Consider the following 18,447-nt stretch of genomic DNA (forward strand, 5'->3'; position numbering starts at 1 on the left):
CGGCTACGCAGACACCATGGTCCACAGTGACGAAGTAGTCCCCAACTCGCGTCGCCGCCACATCGTCAAACTGGTGTTGCTGCTCGGTTTCCTATTCGCGATGTTCTACTTGACAGCCATCGCGCGCGTGATCGATATCGACTCGGTGCGGCGGGCGGTCGCGACAACGGGCCCGTTGGCACCGCTGGTGTACGTGCCGGTGTCGGCAATGCTGGGTGCTTTGTTCGTGCCGGGATCGGTGCTGGCCGCCGGCAGCGGGCTGCTGTTCGGTCCGGTGGTCGGCATCTTCGTGACGCTGGGCGCGTCGGTGGGCACTGCGATCGTCGCGAGCCGGATCGGGCGCCGGGCCGGCCGGGACAGCGCCCGCGGGTTGCTGGGTGCCCGCCGGGCCGACCGCATCGACGCGCTGATCGAGCGGCGCGGACTGTGGGCGGTTGTCGGCCAGCGATTCGTTCCGGGCATCTCCGACGCCCTCGCCTCTTACACGTTCGGTGCATTCGGAGTTCCGTTGTGGCAGATGGCGATCGGCTCATTTATCGGATCGGCGCCCCGCGCCTTCGTCTACACCGCGCTCGGTGCCTCGATCCGCGACCGGTCCTCGACGCTGGCCTACGCGGCGATAGGCGTGTGGTGTGTGACCGCCATCATCGGTGCGTTCGCGGCGCGCCGCGGGTACCGGCACTGGCGCGGGCATACCCGCGCCGCTGAGGATCCGCAATGATCCACTCAGCGGCGCTGCGCGGAGACGAACAGGTTCGCCGGATCCTCATTTACGAACTCCGTGGCCGGACCGATGGGTCAAGACAGACCATGCGCACGTCCGCCCTCAATAGCGGCCCGAGCGGGCCCGCAGTCCGGCGCGCTCACTCATTGACACACGGACGCCCCGTCGGCAGCACTCGTCGAACAGATCGTCGGCTCCTCGTAACCGGCATCAGACGCCGCCCGTCGTACCGCCGATGCGACGGCAGTCGTTCGATCCGCCGGCACCAGGGCGATCACGCTTCCCCCGAACCCGCCTCCGGTCATCCTGGCACCCAGCGCGCCGGCAGCCACTGCGGTGTCGGCGAACAGATCGATGTGCCCGGTGGTGATGCCGAAATCGTCGCGCATGGAGGCGTGTGACGCGGTCATGATTCGACCGGCCGCAACCATATCCGAATCTTGCAGCGCGGCAACGAAATCCAGAACCCGTTGATTTTCGGTCAGGACATGCCGGGCGCGGCGGGCGTCGACCGGATCGGCGATCGCACTCAGTGCCGCCGGCCCGCGGTGCTGCGCGTCACGCAACGAGGCAACGCCCAAAGCGGCAGCCGCCCGCTCACAGGAGGTTCGTCGTGTCGCATACTCCCCGCCGGCATGACTGTGTCGGGCCCGTGAATCCAGCAGCAGCAGAACGACATCGGCAGCGTCCGGATCGAAAGGCACCAACTCGACGGTGGTGGTCTGGAAATCGATCAGCAACGCTTTCTTCGTCTTGCCGAACAACGCCGCCAACTGGTCGAGCAAACCCGTTGGCGCACCGACGTATTCGTTCTCGGCACGCTGCGCCATCCTGGCCAGGAGGGTCCGCTCCAGACCGATACCGGCGGCGGCGTCGATGACACCCGCTGCCGCGCACGCCAGCGCCGCAGAGGATGCCAGACCAGATCCGATCTCGACGTCACTGCTGATCGCCATCGTTCCGCCCGGTACCCGGTGGCCGGCCCGACGCAGCGCCCACACCACCCCGGCTACATAGCCCGCCCACCCAGTCACCTCACCCGGCACGGTGTCGAGCCTGATCCGCACCGATTCGTCGGCGCGATCACTGTGCACGGTGATTGCGTCGCTGCGGTCGGATGAGAAGGTGGCGACGGTGCGCTGCGGCAAAGCTATCGGCAGCGCGAAACCCAAGTTGTAGTCGGTGTGTTCGCCGATCAGGTTGACCCGCCCGGGCGCTGCGTAACGGACGCTCACGAACCCAGCTCGCGCATGCGGGCGGCAACCGTTTCGGGGGTGACATCGCTGATGAACGCATCCATCGCCGACTCGGCGGACGCCAGGTACTTCAACTTGGCGGCGCTGCGCCGGATCGACATGAGCTCGACGTGGAAATAGCCGTCCCGCTGGGCATCGGTGTACTGGTGCAGCGCCGACATGTAGGGCAGCGGTGACGAATACATCCGATCGAACCTGCGCAACACGTCACGATACGTCACCGCGAACTCGTCCAGTTCCGCACCGGTCAGCTCAGTGATGTTGCGCACCAACCGATTCGGATAAATGTGTACCTCCACCGGCCAGCGCGCAGCGAACGGCACGAAAACGGTGAACAACTCCCCGTGCGAGATGACCCGGGCGCCGTCGGCAACCTCACGGGCCAGCAGGTCGGCAAACAGGTTGGAGCCGTGGCGGGCCCGGTGCCGACGAGCCTGCTGCAGCATCAAGGCGGTGCGCGGGGTGACATACGGATACGCGTAGATCTGGCCGTGCGGATGGCTCAGCGTCACACCGATCTCCTCGCCGCGGTTCTCGAAGCAGAACACCTGCGCAACGCCGGGCCGGGTCAGCAGGTCGGCGGTGCGGTGCCGCCATGCCTCGACCACCAGGCGGGCGTGCCCGATGTCCAGACCCGCGAAGGAGCCGGTGTGGTCGGCCGAGAAGCAGATCACTTCGCATCGCCCGGCGGGTGCGGCGGACACGAAGGCGTCGTCGCCGGGGTCGCTGATGATGCCGGTACCGGCCAGGCTGGGAAACCGGTTCTCGAAGACGACGACGTCGTATCCGGGGGCGGGCACCTCACTGGTCATTCCCGTCGGCCCCGGACACAGCGGACACTGCGTGGCCGGCGGCCGGTAGGTCCGATCCTGGCGATGCGCAGCGATGATCACCCATTGCCCGGTGGTCCGGTCATACCGCAGCTCCGAGGGCGCCGGGTCGCGCTCGGGTAGCGGCCGGCGATCCGGAACCGGCGCGGGGACGTGGCCGGGCATCGCGAAGAAGAGCAGCTCACGACCGTCGGCCAGCGCCCACCGCGTCGCTGCGAATTGGCCGCTGAACAGCGGATGCTCGCTCACACTCCAGACTTCCCGCAGTCGATGGACACCACCGCCGACCCTAGAACAAAAGGGGGATCGGAACGGCTGCGGCGCACGGCGCAGGCTAAGTTGTCGTAGAACACGGCAGCCGGAACCGATCCCAAGGACCTCGAAGGACGACCCGTGCACATGCGAGTCGACGGGCGCGACATCACGGTGTCCGGCAGCTTGCTGCAACCACTGACCCGGCGCACCAACGACATCATCCGGCTGGGGTTGGCGACCCTCGCGCTCGTCGGGGTGATCACCAGTTCGCTGATCACCCGCCCCCGCTGGATAGCGCTGGAGAAATCCATCTCCGAGATCGTCGGGGTGCTGACGCAGACCCAATCCGATCTGGTGTACCTCGCGTACGGCATCGCCATCCTGGCGTTGCCGTTCATCATCCTGATCGGGCTGATCGTGTCGCGGCAGTGGAAGTTGCTCGGCGCGTACGGGGCCGCCGCGCTGCTGGCCGTACTGCCGCTGTCGATCAGCAGCAACCGCATCGCCGCGCCGAACTGGCACTTCGACCTCACCGACAAGCTGAGCACGCTGCCGTCGCAGTTCCTCGACGACCCGCGCTGGATCGCAATGCTTGCGGCGGTACTGACCGTGTCCGGGCCGTGGCTGCCCGCCCGTTGGCGGCGCTGGTGGTGGACGCTGCTGCTGGCTTTCGTGCCGATCCACCTCGTCATCAGCGCCATCATCCCCGCGCGTGCAGTGGTCGGGCTGTCGGTCGGCTGGTTCGTCGGCGCGTTCGTGGTCCTGGTCGTCGGGACCCCCGCGCTGGAGGTCCCGCTGGACGGCGCCGTCCGCGCGATGGCCAAACGCGGATTTCTTGCGTCCCGGCTGCTGGTGGTCCGACCCGGCGGTCCGGGGCCGCTGGTGTTGTCGGCCGAAGCCACCGAGCCTGCGGCACGTGCCGCGGTCGAACTGTACGGGCCGCATCAGCGCAGTGGCGGTGCCCTGCGTCAACTGTGGTGGAAATTGCGGCTGCGCGGGTCGGAGACCGCACCACTGCAGACCTCGCTGCGACGCGCTGTCGAGCATCGCGCCCTGATGGCGATCGCCATCAGTGACATCGGCGTGGCGAACACCGCGACGATCGCGCTGGCCGCTCTGGACCGCGGCTGGACGATGTATGCCCACGAGCCCGTTCGGGGGGTGCCGCTCGCGGAATGCGCCGGCCGGACACCGGTCGGCAGCATCTGGGAATCCTTGCGCATCCTCAACGACCATCAGATCTCGCACGGGGACCTGCGCTGCAATGAGATCACGGTCGCCGACGGCAAGGCATTGTTCGGGGGGTTCGGCGCCGCCGAGTACGGCGCGACCGATGCCCAACTGCAGTCCGACATCGCCCACCTGCTGGTGACGACGACGGCGTTGTACGACGCCCGCTCAGCGGTGGCCGCCGCCATCGATACGTTCGGTAACGAGACCATCCTCACCGCGTCCCGGCGCTTGACGAAATCAGCTGTGCCGAAACGTATCCGGCGTTCCGTGGCTAACGCGAAGACGGTCATTGCCGAGGCCCGAGCGGAGGTGCAGCGCCAAACAGGTGCCGATCAGATCAAAGACGAGACGATCACCAGGTTCAGCCGTAGCCAGGTCATTCAACTGGTGCTGATCGGCGCCCTGGTCTATGTGGCGTATCCCTTCATCAGCACGGTGCCGACGTTCTTCTCGGAATTGAGACACGCGAACTGGTCGTGGGCGCTGCTCGGCCTGGCGGTCTCGGCGTTGACCTACGTGGGCGCGGCCGGTGCGTTGTGGGCTTGCGCGGACGGTGCCGTCAGCTTCCGGAATTTGTCAATCATGCAGGTGGCCAACACTTTCGCGGCTACCACCACCCCGGCCGGTGTCGGTGGCCTGGCGCTGAGCACCCGATTCCTGCAGAAGGGCGGCCTGACTGCATTGCGGGCCACCGCGGCGGTGGCGCTGCAGCAGTCGGTGCAGGTCATCGTCCACGTCGCGCTGCTGATCTTGTTCAGCGCCGTTGCCGGAACATCGACCGACCTCTCGCATTTCGTTCCGACCGCCACGGTGCTCTACCTGATCGCCGGGGTCGCGCTGGGTATCCTCGGCACCTTCCTGCTGGTGCCCAACTTGCGGCGGTGGTTGTCCACCGAACTGCGTCCGAAACTCACGGAAGTGACCGGTGACCTCGTCGAGCTGGCCAAGGAGCCGAAGCGGCTGTCGCTGATCGTCTTAGGCAGTGCCGGAACAACTCTCGGCGCTGCGCTGGCGCTGTGGGCGAGCGTCGAGGCGTTCGGCGGCGGCACCACGTTCGTCACCGTCACGGTGGTGACGATGGTCGGGGGCACCCTGGCGTCAGCAGCTCCCACCCCGGGCGGCGTCGGCGCCGTCGAGGCGGCGCTGATCGGAGGCTTGGCCGCCTTCGGCGTGCCTGCCGCTATCGGGGTGCCGTCGGTGTTGCTGTACCGGGTGCTGACCTGTTGGTTGCCGGTTTTCGTGGGGTGGCCGGTAATGCGCTGGCTCACCAAGAATGAAATGGTCTGACGCCGGGTGCTGCGAGTCGCGGCCATACAGATAATCTCAGGCAACGTCACCGGGCACAGACACCGGGGCCCAACTCTGGGAGAACACGTAGATGAAGGATCTCACCGCGGTCGTGGCAACAGTGGCCCTGAGCCTGACGCTGGTCGGCTGCCACTCTGAAACGAAAACGGAAGTCAAGACGTCGACGTCGACAAGCACGTCGACCTCCACCACCACCGTGTCAGCCCCGACCACCAGCCCCACGGCCGGTTCGCAGGCGAATAAGACCATCGCCGACTACATCCGGGAAAAGAACATCAAGGAGACCCCCGTTCACCACGGCGACCCGGGATCCCCGACCATCAACCTGCCGGTCCCCAACGGCTGGCACACGCTGCCGGAGGGCCCCAACGCACCGTACGGCGGGATCGTCTTCGACGCGCCCGCGGACCCCAACGATGCGCCCACCATCGTGGCGATCGTCTCCAGGCTCGACGGTGACGTCGACCCGGCCAAGATCCTCGAATACGCCCCGGGTGAGCTGAAGAACCTGCCGCAATTCGAGGGTGGCAGCGCCAACGGGCGCGAGGGCACACTGGGCGTCGCGCCGGGCGAGACCTTCAAGGCCTGGCAGTTCGGCGGCACGTACGTCAAGAACGACAAGAAGCGGACGGTCGCGCAGAAGACCGTGGTGATCACCGGACCCAACGGGGTGTTCGTGCTGCAACTCGATGCCGACGCGCTGGACTCCGAGCAAGCCCCGTTGATGGCGGCCACCAACGTCATCGATGAGCAGACGACGATCACGACGAGCTGACCAGGCAACTGACGGTACGCCGCGGAGCCAGCCCGCTCCGCGGCGTTTCCGTCGGTCGGGGTATTTCGGTGCCCGACCCCGATTGGACTTACGGTTGGTGACATGACAGATCAGTCGTACGCGGTCGACGTCGGCCATCCACCGTCGGCATTACTCAAAGCCATCAACCCGGTCCTGCGTTTCCTGTTGGGCACACCGTTCGCGGGACCGATAGGCAGACAGCTGATGGTGCTGAAGTTCACCGGCCGCAAGTCGGGCAAACAGTTCTCTGTTCCGGTGAGCGCCCACGTCATCGACAACGAGCTCTATGCGCTGGCCAATGCGAACTGGAAGTACAACTTCAAAGGCGGCGGACCCGCGCAAGTGGTCTACGACGGCAGGACGCGGACGATGCGCGGCGAAGTCGTCGAAGACCCCGCGACGACGTATGACCTGTATCTGCGTTGCGCCCAGTCCTACGGAGTCAAACGAGCCCAGCGGATGATGGGCCTGAAATTCCGCGATGAGCGCATACCGGCCCGGGAGGACTTCGCCGAGGCGATCGACCGGTTGAAGTTGGTAGCGATCAAGTTCACCCCGGACGCGTAACCGTTTTCCTTTGCAGTCGGTCGACGTGATCCCCGCGTTTCTCCAGCGCGCCCGCACCTGGACGGCCGGCACCGATCCCGGGCTGCTGCGGCTGCGGTTGGCCATTCGCGCCACGATCGCGCTGGCGTGTTCGCTGGTGGTGATGTACGTGCTCACCACGGCGACGCGGCAACCGTTGACGGTCGCACTGTTCGGTGCAGTCATCACGATGGTCGCGTCGCGGTCGGTCAACGAACCCGACCCGCGTACGCAACGGATCACCATGGCGCTGTTGCCGATACCGGCCGGCCTGTCGATCACCGCTGCCGCCCTGCTGTCACCCCACCCACTGGTGACCGACGCCGTGTTCGTCGTCGTGGTCTTCGTCGCGGTCTATATCCGCCGATTCGGTGCACGCGGGCAGGCTTTGGGCATGGTGGCGTTCATGGCCTATTTCTTCGCGCTGTATCTGCGGGCCGGTCTGCACGAGTTGCCGTACATGCTCTGCGCGGTTGCGGTGGGCACGCTGAGCACTTTCTTGATGACGACCTATGTACTGCCGGATCGCCCAGAACGCGTGCTGCGGGCCACTATTCGCTCGTTGCGGGCGCGGATGGCGCTCGTGGTCGACACTGCCGCCGAGTTGCTGCGGGCGGACCGTCTCGATGAGCGGCGTCGGCGCCGCATGCGCGCCCGTATCGCGCGACTCAACGACACCGCGCTGATGGTGCAGGATCGCATCGAAGACAAGTCGAACCCGGCCGCCCCGTCCCTCGGGGAACGGTTGGCGCCGTGGCTGTTCGACGCCGAACTGGCGGTCGAATGGGCGGCGATCGCCGCCCAGCGCGCGGCCCTGTCGGCCCAACAGGGATCCCCGTTCCCCGCTGCGCAACGCGACGAACTGATCGGCGCGCTCACCGAACTCAGCCGGGCGATCAGGAACCCCAGTCCGGACGGACTCCGCCGCGCCGCCGACCGCGCACAGCACGTCCTGGACGCTCAGCCCGCCGGTGACATCGCCGTGCGGCGACTGGCCATGGCGATAATCGGCGCTGCCACCGCCACTTCGGAGGTGCGGACACTGATCGACAGCGTCGTCGGCGGCGACTTCGAACCATCGATGCCGGAGGACGATGCCGCGGAACCCGACGGCGACACCGATGCCGAGCAGTCGCCCGCCGGCCTGCTGCCGACGACCCGGCAGGCGATCCAGGCGAGCGTGGCGGCCGCGCTGGCCATCGTCGTCGGCGACCGGGTATCGCCGGATCGCTGGTATTGGGCGGTGATCGCGGCGTTCGTGGTCTTCGCCGGCACCAACACCTGGGGTGACACCCTCACCAAGGGCTGGCAGCGACTGTTGGGTACGGCGCTGGGCGTCCCGTGCGGCATGCTGGTCGCCACCCTGTTCGCCGGAAACACGGTCGGCTCGGTGGCGATGGTCTTTGCGTGCCTGTTCTGCACCTTCTATTTCATGCAGGTCACCCAGAGCCTGATGGCGTTCTGGATCACTACGATGCTGGCCCTGTTGTACGGACTGATGGGCCAGTTCAGTGTCGATGTTCTGGTGGTGCGGATCGAGGAGACAGCGGTCGGTGCGGTGATCGGTGTCGCCGTCGCAATTCTGGTGCTACCCACCAATATCGGCACCACTATCCGCAACGACACCCGCGAGTTCTTGACGGCGCTGTGCACCCTGATCGAAACCTCGGTCGCGACGATGTTCGACGACGACGCCGCAGTGAGCCCGACCGAACAGGCGCGACAACTCGATCGCAAGTTGCAGCAGTACCGGGCCACTGCCAAACCGCTGGTCGCCGGGGTTACCGGCCTGGCCGGTCGCCGCAACATGCAGCGCGAACTCAGGTTGTTCGCTGCCTGCGACCGGTATGCCCGCGTCCTGGCCCGCCGCAGCGAGCGGTACGAAAGCCCTGACTCCTCCGGTGAACTCGCGGCAGCGGTGTCCGACGCCGCCGCGCAGGTCCAGCGGAACATCGCCGCGCTGGTCGAGACCCTCGACGGTACACAGCCGGCGGCCATCGTCTCGGCGGCAGATGCGCTGGACGCGGCCGAGGAACTGGCCCGCCGCCATGACAGCCGACCCATATCGGATCTACAGCTTTCGGTGCTACATCCGCTACGCCAGATAGACCGGGTGATCATCGCCGCGGCAACCCACCTCGATGCGGATGCAGTACTCGGTCCGATTGGTCCAAAGGCGGCATAACTCTTGCGTTCCCCGGCCGGCGCCTGGCTACGATCATCTCGATCACACCTCGCCGAGGAGGATGTCGGATGGCCGCTCCCAACCTGCCGCCGGGCTTCGACTTCACCGACCCCGACATCTACGCGCACCGGCTGCCGGTGGCCGAGTTCGCCGAACTGCGCGCGACAGCCCCGGTCTGGTGGAATGAGCAGCCGCCCGACACAGGCGGTTTCGGCGACGGCGGCTACTGGGTGGTGAGCAAGCACCGCGACGTTCGTGACGTTTCGTTGCGCAGCGACGTGTTCTCGTCGGCCGAGAAGTCGATCGTGCCGCGCTACCGGGATGACTTGGCGCAGGGCCAGATTGAGGCCGGACGGACATCGATGATCATGATGGACGACCCGGAACACACCCGATTACGTAAGATTGTGGCGCGCGGTTTCACGCCCCGCGCCATCGAGCGGCTGCGAGCCGACCTTTCCGAACGGGCGGGGAAGATCGCCGCCCGGGCCGCGGCCGAAGGTAGCGGAGACTTCGTCCGACAGGTGGCCGCCGAATTGCCGTTGCAGGCGATCGCCGGGCTGCTCGGAGTGCCGGTGGCGGATCGTGAAAAGCTTTTCGACTGGTCCAACCAGATGATCGGCAGCGACGATCCCGAGTTCGCCGACCATGACGCGCTGACCTCGGCGGGCGAAATGATGTGGTACGCCATGCAATTGGCAGCCCGCAAGGCCGACAATCCCGGACCGGACATCGTGTCGACGCTGGTGCGTGCTGACAACGACGGCAGCTTGTCCGACGCCGAGTTCGGCATGTTCGTGGTGACCCTGGCCATCGCGGGCAACGAGACCACCCGCAATTCGATCACGCACGGCATGATGGCCTTCGCCGACTGTCCCGAGCAATGGGAGCTGTTCAAGTCGCAACGCCCGAAGACCGCGGCCGACGAGATCATCCGCTGGGCCACACCGATCACCGCCTTCCAGCGCACCGCACTGATCGACACCGAACTCGGCGGCGTTGCGATCAGGAAGGGCCAGCGGGTGGTCATGTTCTACCGGTCAGCCAATTTCGACGAGGACGTCTTCGACGACGCGTACTCCTTCAACATCTTGCGCAGCCCCAATCCGCACGTCGGATTCGGCGGCACCGGAGCGCATTACTGCATCGGCGCCAATCTGGCCCGCATGACGATCGACCTGATGTTCAACGCGATTGCCGACACCATGCCCGACCTGCAGTCGCTGGGCGAACCCGAGCGACTGCGATCGCCGTTCATCACCGGGATCAAACACTGGCAGGTCGATTACGGGAGTAAGTAAAGTGTGCCGTCGGTTTCGGTGCGGGTGTTGCGGCCGGGCAGGGACACCCACCGACAAGTGCTCAGTTCTTCACGCGGACAACGTAATCCCGTCCACGCTCCGCCCGTTCCCACAACGTGCCGTCCCCGGCGGAAACACCCGCCTCGATCAGTTTCCGCTTGAGGATCTTGTTGGTCGCGGTCCGGGGCAGGGCCGCATTGATCCGGACGTAACGCGGCCACGCCTTCGGCGACAGGTCGGGTTGGCCGGCGAGAAAGTCACCGAACTGCTTGGGCGTCAATGTCGCTGCATTGTTCAGCACCAGTGCCGCCATCACCTGATCGCCGACGTGCGCGTCGGGAACCGCGTACACCGCGACATGGTTGACTTCGGGAATCCGCTGCAGGATGCGCTCAATCGGACCGGCCGCAAGGTTCTCCCCGTCTACCCGCATCCAGTCCGCAGTGCGCCCGGCCAGGTAAATCCACCCGTCGGCGTCGCGGTAGGCGAGGTCACCTGACCAGTACATCCCGTCGCGCATCCGTTCGTCGGTCGCCGCGGAATCGTTGTAGTAGCCGGTGAATCCACCCGCCCCGTAGGTGTTGACCAATTCGCCGACCGCTTCGTCGACGTTGACGAGTGCGCCGTACTGATCGAATACGGCAGGCGCACATTCGGTGCGGGTCTCCGAGTGGTACACACTGACACCGGGATATCCCCTGCCGATCGAACCCGGCGGCGTACCGTCTTCACGCATCACGACCACGGCGAATTCGCTGGAGCCGAAGCTGTCCACCACTCGACACCCGAATCGCCTTGCGAAATCCGCGATATCGCGTTCGGTGGCCTCGTTGCCGAACGCTGCGCGCAGCGGGTTGTCGGCGTCGTCGGGCTGTTCCGGTGTGGCCAGTACCAGCGCCAGCGGCTTACCCACGTAATTCAGGTACGTGACCCCGTACCGCCGGACATCGGTGAGGAACCGTGCCGGGGAGAACTTGGCCGGAACCATGGCGGCACCGGCGCTCACCGCAACCGACCAGCCTGCGGCCACACCGTTGGAATGGAACAGGGGCATTGCCAGGTAACACACATCGGTGCCGGTGAGCGCGAACCGCTCGACCAGACTCGCCCCGCACATGACCGCCATCGCGTGAGCGAACCGCACCGCCTTAGGGTCACCACTGGTGCCGGAGGTGAAGATCATCATCACCGGATCCGCACCGCCGACTTCACGGGCCAGCAACGGAGCCGCACCCGTCACTGCGTCGCGGTACTCGGCGCCGTTGACGTTCAGAACAACCACACCCGGTAGGTCCAGCCCGTCGAGCAGCGACAGATGATCGTCGTCGACGAGCACCAGCTGGCAGTCCGACCTTGTGATGTCCGCCACCAAGCCGGCTCCGCGGCGGGTGGTGTTGATCCCGCACAGCACATACCCACCGAGTGCGGCCGCAGCCATCGACCGCAGCATCGCCGGCGAATTGCCCAGCAGCGCAGCGACATGACTGGGACGCCCCGCGGCGAGGCGGGCCAGGACGACAGAGGCTTCGGCGGACGCCTCGGCGAGATGCTCACGCCAGGTCCAGGTTCGCTCGCCATGGCGCACCGCGACGGAGTCGTCGTCGATCCGGGAACGCAGCAGCTGCTGCATCGTCTCAAACATCGGCAGGCCGGTACCGCAATAACGTGATGCCGTCACCGTCACAGAACACCGGCACCACCCGCATGCCGATGCGGATATCGTCCGGTTCGACGTCGACGAGTTCGGTGCTGACCCGCGGCCCGACATCCCATTCGACGACAGCGAGCAACTGCGGCAGACGTTCCGCCCACGGCGGGCCGGTGGGGCGCCGCGCCACGGTGTAGGTGTACAGCGTTCCGGCACCGTCGATTTCACGCCATTCCAGGTCGTCGGTCAGCGTGCCGGGCGCCAACGTACGCGGGTAGAACACATACCTTTCCGCCGACGGTGAGTATTGGATCAGAATCCTGTGCTCGCGCAACGCATCCCAGAACGGTGCGGAAACGGGCGTCGGCTCGGGCAGCGGCAGCGCACCGGTCATGTCAGTCGCCGCCCAGCACGAGGGCCACCTGCTCGCTCATGATGCCGCCGTTGCCGGTGACGAATGCGGTGTTGCAGTCAGGCACCTGCGCCGCACCGGAACGGCCCATCAGCTGACGCGCGCCGTCGACCACATGATGCATCCCACCCGCCATGCCGGCCTGACCGAACGACAACTGGCCCCCGGCGGTGTTGACCGGGAAATCACCGCGGTAAGTGAGGTCGTGCTCGGTCAGCCACAGCATCCCCTCGCCCTTGCCGCAGAACCCGGCGTCCTCCAGCGTCATCAGCACGGTGATCGTGTAGCAGTCATAGATCGAGGCGACGTCGATGTCATCGCGGCCCAATCCGGCCATGGCGAAGGCCTTGTCGGCGGCACGGGCAATCGGCGTGTGCATCAGGTCGTCGGCGTAGGTGGGTGTCTTGAACCTGATGTGTTCGCCGAAACCCTTGATCCAGACCGGCCGGTGCCGGCTGCTGCGCGCGACATCGGCGTTGGCCACCAGTACGCCGGCGCCGCCTTGGACCCGCATCACGGTCTCCAGCATGTGAATCGGGTCGGCGATCACCGGACTGTTCAGCACGTCATCGACTGTGAGTGGTTTGCCGTGGAACACCGCGCCGGGGTGTGCACAGGCATTGGTCCGCTGGTGCACCGCGATCCTCGCCAAAGCCGGTGCATCGTAACCGTATTCGGCTGCATACCGCTGGGCGATCTGTGCGTAGGGTCCGTTCTGGCCGACATTGCCGTACGGAATTTCGAACTCGGCCTGCGGCGAGCCGTAGTTGTTGCTCGACGCCCCGTACCAGCCCAGCGTCCGGGCAGGCCGACGCTCGGACCGCGGCATCTCCAGCGACCCGGGCACCACCGCCAGCACCGCATCGCACACCCCCAGTTCGACCGCCGCCGCCGCCCGCCACACCATTGCCGCCGCGGTTGCGCCACCCAGGTCCACCCGATCACCGAAATCCAGGGGGATGCCGAGATACTCCGACAGGGTCGCGGGCGCGAACATGTCCGACTCGGCGATGCCGTGACACGACAGACCGTTCACCACACCGGGATCGACGCCGGCATCCTCGATGACCCTCTTGGCCAGCACCGCGTACTGGTCCAAAGTGAACAGTGCCGGCCGGGTCTGGCGCCGCTCGGCCGGCAATTCGGCGATCCCGACGATGGCCGCCTCGCCCCGCAGGCCGCTCATCGCCTGTTCCGGCGCGGCAACGCGACGCTCGCGGTGCCGGGCATCAGCACCTCCTCGCCGCGCCGGCAATAAATGTCCAGGTCCACCAGTGCACCGGACTCCGACTTGCCCGTCACGTGGCCGCCGAAGGCCAACTCCTGCCCCGGATAGGCAATCGCGCGGTTCTGCACCGCGAACAGCACCAGCCGTCCGGCCCCGCCGATCCAGTCGGTCAGGGCGCGTGACAACAGCGCCGCTTGCAGCGGGCCCTGGACGAGCACGTCGTCGTAACCCTCCACGTCACGCGCCCACGTCTTGTCGTAGTGAATACGGTGGCCGTTGTAGGTGGCGGCGCTGAAGAAGAACATCTGCGTCTCGGTCACCGTAACCGTCAACGGCGTGACCTGATGCCCGATTTCGATATCCTCGTAATGCAGCTGACCGGTCATGCGGGTCTCGCGATCATCGAGGTCGTAGCCTCGGCGAGGAGTTCGCGGTGCTCATTGCGGTATTCACCACGCCAGGTCACCAGCACGAAACGACCTGAGCGCCCCTCTTTTTCGACGATCGATTCGATAGTGCGCACCAACTCGATCTGGTCACGGTGGTAGGCGGGCCGGTGGAAGGTGGTGCTTTCACCACCGGCCATGCGCCGCGGGGCCCTGGGAAAGGCCAGGCTGCCGGTCGTCGCACCGGATGATCCGTCGGGCCGCAGCGAAGCTAGCGCTGTCACACCGAGGACGGCGTACTGCAGGAACAGCGGCGGGCAGATGACGTCCCGATACCCTTGTGCGCGCGCGTATTCGGCGTCGAACCACAGCCGATTATGGTCGTCGACTGCGGCGGCCCAACGTTGCCAGTCACGCCGGTTCACTTCGCCGGTCGCGGTCGCGACCACACTGCCGACCCGCGCAGCGGAGGCGGCATCGATCAGGGTCTCAGTCAATTCTATTCTCCCAGTTCATCTCTGCCTCCAACCATTTCGCAGCGATGTCAGCACCGCCTCCGAGTGTCGCGAGCACGCGGGCACGTTCGGAGTACAGGTGTAGATCGGTGTCGACGACATACCCCATCCCGCCGTGCAGCTGGTGGGCATCCAACGTGATCTGCTTGATGCGACTGGCGTGCATGCGCGCGATGGCGGTCTCGCGGGTGGCGGGGATCCCGCGGCCGATCCAGAACACCGCCGAGTGCGCCGCCAACCGAGCCGCTGCCAGCGCGATGTGCATGTCGGCCACCAGATGCTGGGCGGCCTGAAACGATGCGATCGGCCGGCCGAACTGTGCACGCATCTTGGTGTGGTCGACCGTGCGTTGCAGCACCGCCTCGGCCACGCCGACCAGATCCAGACACAGCAGCGCCAGCCTGGCGTTGGCGACCCTCCGCAGGTCTGATCCGGCCAACTCACCGAGTGCCCGCCTGGGTTCGTCGATCAGCACGCTCTCGAATCGCACTGTCGCCGCGCGATGTCCGCCCATCATCGTCAGCGGTTCGAGGGTGATCCCGGGTGAGGTAGCGTCGACGACGAATCCCATTGTGCCACTGCCGGTATCGGCGGCGACGACCATCAGGTCGGCCAGATCGGCGTCAGCCACGAAGTCGGCAACGCCGCTCAACCACCAGTGGCCATCGACATGCTGCCGGGCGTGCAAACCAGAAGCCAGGTCGGCGGCATTGCGCGGGCTGCACAATGCGGTGGTGCCGCGTGCCGCACCGGAGGCCAGGGTGGGCAGCCAGGCGGCCCGCGCCTCGGCACCGCCCAACCAGTCCACGGCGAGCGCGGCGTGCACGGTGCTGTGCACAACCATGGGGCACAACGCTCGTCCGGCCTCGACGCAGAAGATGCCGAGTTCGGGCAGCCCACCGCCGGCCCCGCCGAACGTCTCCTCGATTGCCAGACCGAGCAGGCCCACCCCGGCGAGCGCTTTCCACAGGCCCGGGGTGATGCGTTCCCCGTCCGGGCGGTGCAGTGCCCGCGCCAGCGTCGTCGGGCATTCGGCTGCCAGCAACTGCCGGCACATCGCGGCCAGGTCACGTTCATCCTGATCGGGGATCAGCCGCATGCGATCACCGGCCGTAGGAGGGCATGCCGTGGCCGCGCTGGGCGATGACATCGCGCAACACCTCGTTGGTTCCGCCACCGAAACGCATCAACGGCGACACCCGGTAGAGGCGCTCGAAGAAGCCGTCCTGCGGCGCTGCAAGGCTGCGGTGCACCAGCAGGCCGTCGGGCCCCAGCAGATCGATCGCCAGATCCGCTATCCGCTGGCGTAATTCGCTGGTGAAGATCTTCTCGACGCTGACCTCGACGCTGGGGATGGTTCCGGAGTCGAGCATGGATGCCGCCTGGTATCCCATCAACTGCGCGACTTCGACATCGGCCTCGGCCTCGGCGAGGCGGCGACGAAAGGCCGGGTCCCGGGCGGGCACCGACCCGTCGCGCCGCGCGGTCCCGGCCAGTGCCAGCAGGTCGTCGAGGGCGCGCCGCAGGTCCCCGGCGTTGGTCAACGCACCGCGCTCCAGGTCGAGCGCTCCGGTGATGTAGGTCCAGCCCCGGTTGACCTCACCGATCAGATTGGTGACCGGCACCCGCACGTCGCGGAAGAACGTCTCGTTGGTGCGATAGCCCGACCACGCGTACAGCGGGCGGACCTCGACGCCCGCAGCGTCGATGGGCACCATGAGCACCGAGATGCCCCGATGGCGGGGCGCATCGGGGTCGGTGCGCACACACAGCCACTCATGTGTGCAGCGTTGGGCGCCGCTGTTCCAGATCTTGGATCCGTTGATCACCCATTCGTCACCGTCCCGTACCGCACGGGTTTTCAGGCTGGCCAGGTCAGTCCCTGCATTTGGCTCGGAATAGCCGACAGCGCAGACGATTTCACCCTTCGCGATCGGAGGAAGAAATTGCGTCTTGTTCTGCTCGGTGCCGTGACGCATGATCATCGGCGCGACCGAGGTGACGGTGAGATCCGGTCCGGGGACTCCCCAGTACTCGAACTCGCTCATCAGCAGGTGCTGGTGCATGGCGGTGAGGCCGAGCCCGCCGTACTCGCGGGGCCAATTCAGCCCGAACCAGCCGCGCTCCCCGATCTTGCGACGGAACGCCGACAGCTCGCCACCGCGGAATTCCAGGTCGTGCTCAGCCATCTCGGCGCGCAGCGCGGCAGTGACGTTCTCCCGGAGAAACTCGCGCACCTCGACCAGCCACGCCCGCTGCTCGTCGTCGAGCTCGAAGTCCACACCGGCGACAGTAGTCCGCCCGCTGGCGGCGGCCAACGGCCCCGATACCCGTCAAGCGATAACGGGTCGCTGCGCTGCCCACGGATGTGCGGATTCCAGTTGAGCGGCAACGCGAATCAGGATGTCCTCCCGCCCGTACGCCGCGGCGAGCTGCACGCCGATCGGCAGACCGTCTGCGTTGCGGTGCAGCGGAAGGCTGATCGCCGGCTGCCCGCTCATATTGAACGGCGGTGTGAAGGCAGCGAATTCCCCGCCGCGGCGCATCGGCGCGGTGGGTCGCCCCGGATCGTTCTCGAATTCCGTCAGCGCCGGCGGCGGCTCGGCGACCGTCGGGGTGAGCAGCAGGTCCCAGCCGTCGGCCCACCACTGCTGCAACGCACGTCGGAATGCATACACCGCCTCCTGGGCGACGGCGTAGTCGACGGCGGTCACGTGTTTGGCCCGCTCGATCAGCTCCCAGTTCACCGGCTCGATGTCCGCGGCAGTCATCTCCCGCCCCACGATGGCGCCGAATCCCCTTGCTGCCATTGCCATCTGCGTTGCCCACAGCGCCATGAACTTCTGTTGCAGTGTGGTATCGGCAAGAGGCGACGGCCACGCGGGTTCGACGTGGTGACCGAGGCCTGCCAGCATCGACGCCGCGGCTCGCACCGCGGACACGCAGTCCTGGTGCAGGAAACCACCGCGCGGATGGATGTCCAGCAATCCGATCCGCAGCCGGCCGGGCTCGACCCTCAGTTCCTCGACATAAGGCCGTTGTGGCGCCGGGGCGATCACAATGTCGCCGACACCCGGGCCCCGCACCGCATCGAGCAGGCGCGCGGTGTCCCGCACGGTGCGACTGACACCGAGCTCGACGCCCAAGCCCACCTCGGAGCGCCTCGGCCCGACGGTGATCCGGCCCTGGCTCGGTTTGAGTCCCACCAATCCGCAGCACGAGGCTGGGATGCGGATGCTGCCACCGCCATCCGAGGCGTTGGCGAACGGCACCATCCCGACTGCCACCGCCGCTGCAGCACCACCGCTGGACCCGCCGGGCGTGCGATCCAGGGCCCACGGGTTGCGGGTGGCACCCCACGCCAGCGGCTGGGTGGTCGGCAGGCTGCCCATCTCGGGGCTGTTCGTGCGTCCGGCGATCACCAACCCGGCCGCCTTGAACCGGGACACCAGCGTCGTATCGGCGGTGTCGATCTTGCCGGCCGCCTTCAGCGCCGCATTGCCGTTGGACAACGTCTGACCCGCGAAGCTGGTGTAGAGGTCTTTGAGCAGAAACGGCACCCCGCGAAACGGACCGCCGGGCAGGTGCGGGTCGGCAGCCACCGAGCGCGCGTGGTCGAACCACTCGATCACCACGGCATTCAGCGCCGGGTTGGACTGCTCGATACGTTCGATCGCTGCCTCCAGCAATTCGCTGGGCGTCACTTCGCCGCTAGCGACCAGCGCCGCTTGGTCCGTGGCGTCCATCCATCGGGTGTCTTCGGCGAGACCGCTCATGGATATCGG

16 protein-coding genes are annotated in these 18,447 nt (G+C 66.6%); 6 read left to right on the plus strand and 10 right to left on the minus strand.

The window, feature by feature from the left end; genetic code table 11:
• Positions 1-16 precede the first annotated feature (16 nt).
• Positions 17-721 (plus strand): TVP38/TMEM64 family protein, encoded by a 705-nt coding sequence (locus tag AC5Y3Z_RS14415; protein WP_473139360.1) that lies wholly within the window; start codon positions 17-19, stop codon positions 719-721.
• A 146-nt stretch (positions 722-867) separates the two neighbouring features.
• On the opposite strand, the gene AC5Y3Z_RS14420 is transcribed toward AC5Y3Z_RS14415, so the two are convergent.
• Entirely contained in the window at positions 868-1,959 is a 1,092-nt protein-coding gene (locus AC5Y3Z_RS14420; protein WP_473139361.1) for a galactokinase, read from the minus strand.
• On the minus strand, positions 1,956-2,975 hold the full coding sequence (galT, locus tag AC5Y3Z_RS14425; RefSeq protein ID WP_473139502.1) for a galactose-1-phosphate uridylyltransferase: 1,020 nt from the start codon (positions 2,973-2,975) through the stop codon (positions 1,956-1,958). Before galT ends, AC5Y3Z_RS14420 begins: the two co-directional genes overlap by 4 nt.
• A gap of 234 nt (positions 2,976-3,209) precedes the next feature.
• On the opposite strand from galT, the gene AC5Y3Z_RS14430 reads away from it, so the two are divergent.
• The 5 genes from AC5Y3Z_RS14430 to AC5Y3Z_RS14450 all read left to right on the plus strand — a co-directional run bounded on the left by AC5Y3Z_RS14430 (position 3,210) and on the right by AC5Y3Z_RS14450 (position 10,473).
• Positions 3,210-5,585: a lysylphosphatidylglycerol synthase transmembrane domain-containing protein gene (locus tag AC5Y3Z_RS14430; protein ID WP_463825980.1), complete on the plus strand. Its 2,376-nt coding sequence runs from the start codon at positions 3,210-3,212 to the stop codon at positions 5,583-5,585.
• A 91-nt stretch (positions 5,586-5,676) separates the two neighbouring features.
• Entirely contained in the window at positions 5,677-6,381 is a 705-nt protein-coding gene (gene lpqN, locus AC5Y3Z_RS14435; protein ID WP_463825744.1) for an envelope biogenesis lipoprotein LpqN, read from the plus strand.
• A 102-nt stretch (positions 6,382-6,483) separates the two neighbouring features.
• Positions 6,484-6,969, plus strand: coding sequence for a PNPOx family protein (locus AC5Y3Z_RS14440; RefSeq protein ID WP_473139362.1), 486 nt, complete (start codon positions 6,484-6,486; stop codon positions 6,967-6,969).
• 10 nt (positions 6,970-6,979) lie between these two features.
• Positions 6,980-9,172: an FUSC family protein gene (locus AC5Y3Z_RS14445; RefSeq protein WP_473139363.1), complete on the plus strand. Its 2,193-nt coding sequence runs from the start codon at positions 6,980-6,982 to the stop codon at positions 9,170-9,172.
• 68 nt (positions 9,173-9,240) lie between these two features.
• On the plus strand, positions 9,241-10,473 hold the full coding sequence (locus AC5Y3Z_RS14450) for a cytochrome P450 (protein WP_473139364.1): 1,233 nt from the start codon (positions 9,241-9,243) through the stop codon (positions 10,471-10,473).
• A 61-nt stretch (positions 10,474-10,534) separates the two neighbouring features.
• Here the strand turns inward: AC5Y3Z_RS14450 and fadD1 are convergent, their stop codons facing one another.
• Genes fadD1 through AC5Y3Z_RS14490 form a run of 8 tightly spaced genes read right to left on the minus strand, consistent with a single transcriptional unit; the run spans position 10,535 to position 18,438 of the window.
• Positions 10,535-12,115, minus strand: coding sequence for a fatty-acid--CoA ligase FadD1 (fadD1, locus tag AC5Y3Z_RS14455; RefSeq protein WP_473139365.1), 1,581 nt, complete (start codon positions 12,113-12,115; stop codon positions 10,535-10,537).
• Positions 12,108-12,515 (minus strand): Zn-ribbon domain-containing OB-fold protein, encoded by a 408-nt coding sequence (locus tag AC5Y3Z_RS14460; protein WP_473139366.1) that lies wholly within the window; start codon positions 12,513-12,515, stop codon positions 12,108-12,110. Before AC5Y3Z_RS14460 ends, fadD1 begins: the two co-directional genes overlap by 8 nt.
• A 1-nt stretch (position 12,516) precedes the next feature.
• Positions 12,517-13,719: a thiolase family protein gene (locus AC5Y3Z_RS14465; RefSeq protein ID WP_473139367.1), complete on the minus strand. Its 1,203-nt coding sequence runs from the start codon at positions 13,717-13,719 to the stop codon at positions 12,517-12,519.
• Positions 13,716-14,147: a MaoC/PaaZ C-terminal domain-containing protein gene (locus AC5Y3Z_RS14470; RefSeq protein WP_463825736.1), complete on the minus strand. Its 432-nt coding sequence runs from the start codon at positions 14,145-14,147 to the stop codon at positions 13,716-13,718. Before AC5Y3Z_RS14470 ends, AC5Y3Z_RS14465 begins: the two co-directional genes overlap by 4 nt.
• The gene (locus tag AC5Y3Z_RS14475) at positions 14,144-14,644 is read right to left on the minus strand and encodes a MaoC family dehydratase (RefSeq protein ID WP_463825735.1); all 501 of its coding nucleotides are present in this window, start codon (positions 14,642-14,644) and stop codon (positions 14,144-14,146) included. Before AC5Y3Z_RS14475 ends, AC5Y3Z_RS14470 begins: the two co-directional genes overlap by 4 nt.
• Positions 14,637-15,761: an acyl-CoA dehydrogenase family protein gene (locus AC5Y3Z_RS14480; protein WP_473139368.1), complete on the minus strand. Its 1,125-nt coding sequence runs from the start codon at positions 15,759-15,761 to the stop codon at positions 14,637-14,639. The genes AC5Y3Z_RS14475 and AC5Y3Z_RS14480 overlap by 8 nt, the downstream gene beginning before the upstream one ends.
• A gap of 4 nt (positions 15,762-15,765) precedes the next feature.
• Positions 15,766-16,944, minus strand: a complete 1,179-nt coding sequence (locus tag AC5Y3Z_RS14485) for an acyl-CoA dehydrogenase family protein (RefSeq protein WP_473139369.1) — start codon at positions 16,942-16,944, stop codon at positions 15,766-15,768.
• Between the two features lie 51 nt (positions 16,945-16,995).
• Positions 16,996-18,438, minus strand: a complete 1,443-nt coding sequence (locus tag AC5Y3Z_RS14490; RefSeq protein WP_473139370.1) for an amidase — start codon at positions 18,436-18,438, stop codon at positions 16,996-16,998.
• Positions 18,439-18,447: the final 9 nt, after the last annotated feature.

This window comes from Mycobacterium sp. NGS61 (genome assembly GCF_059812325.1).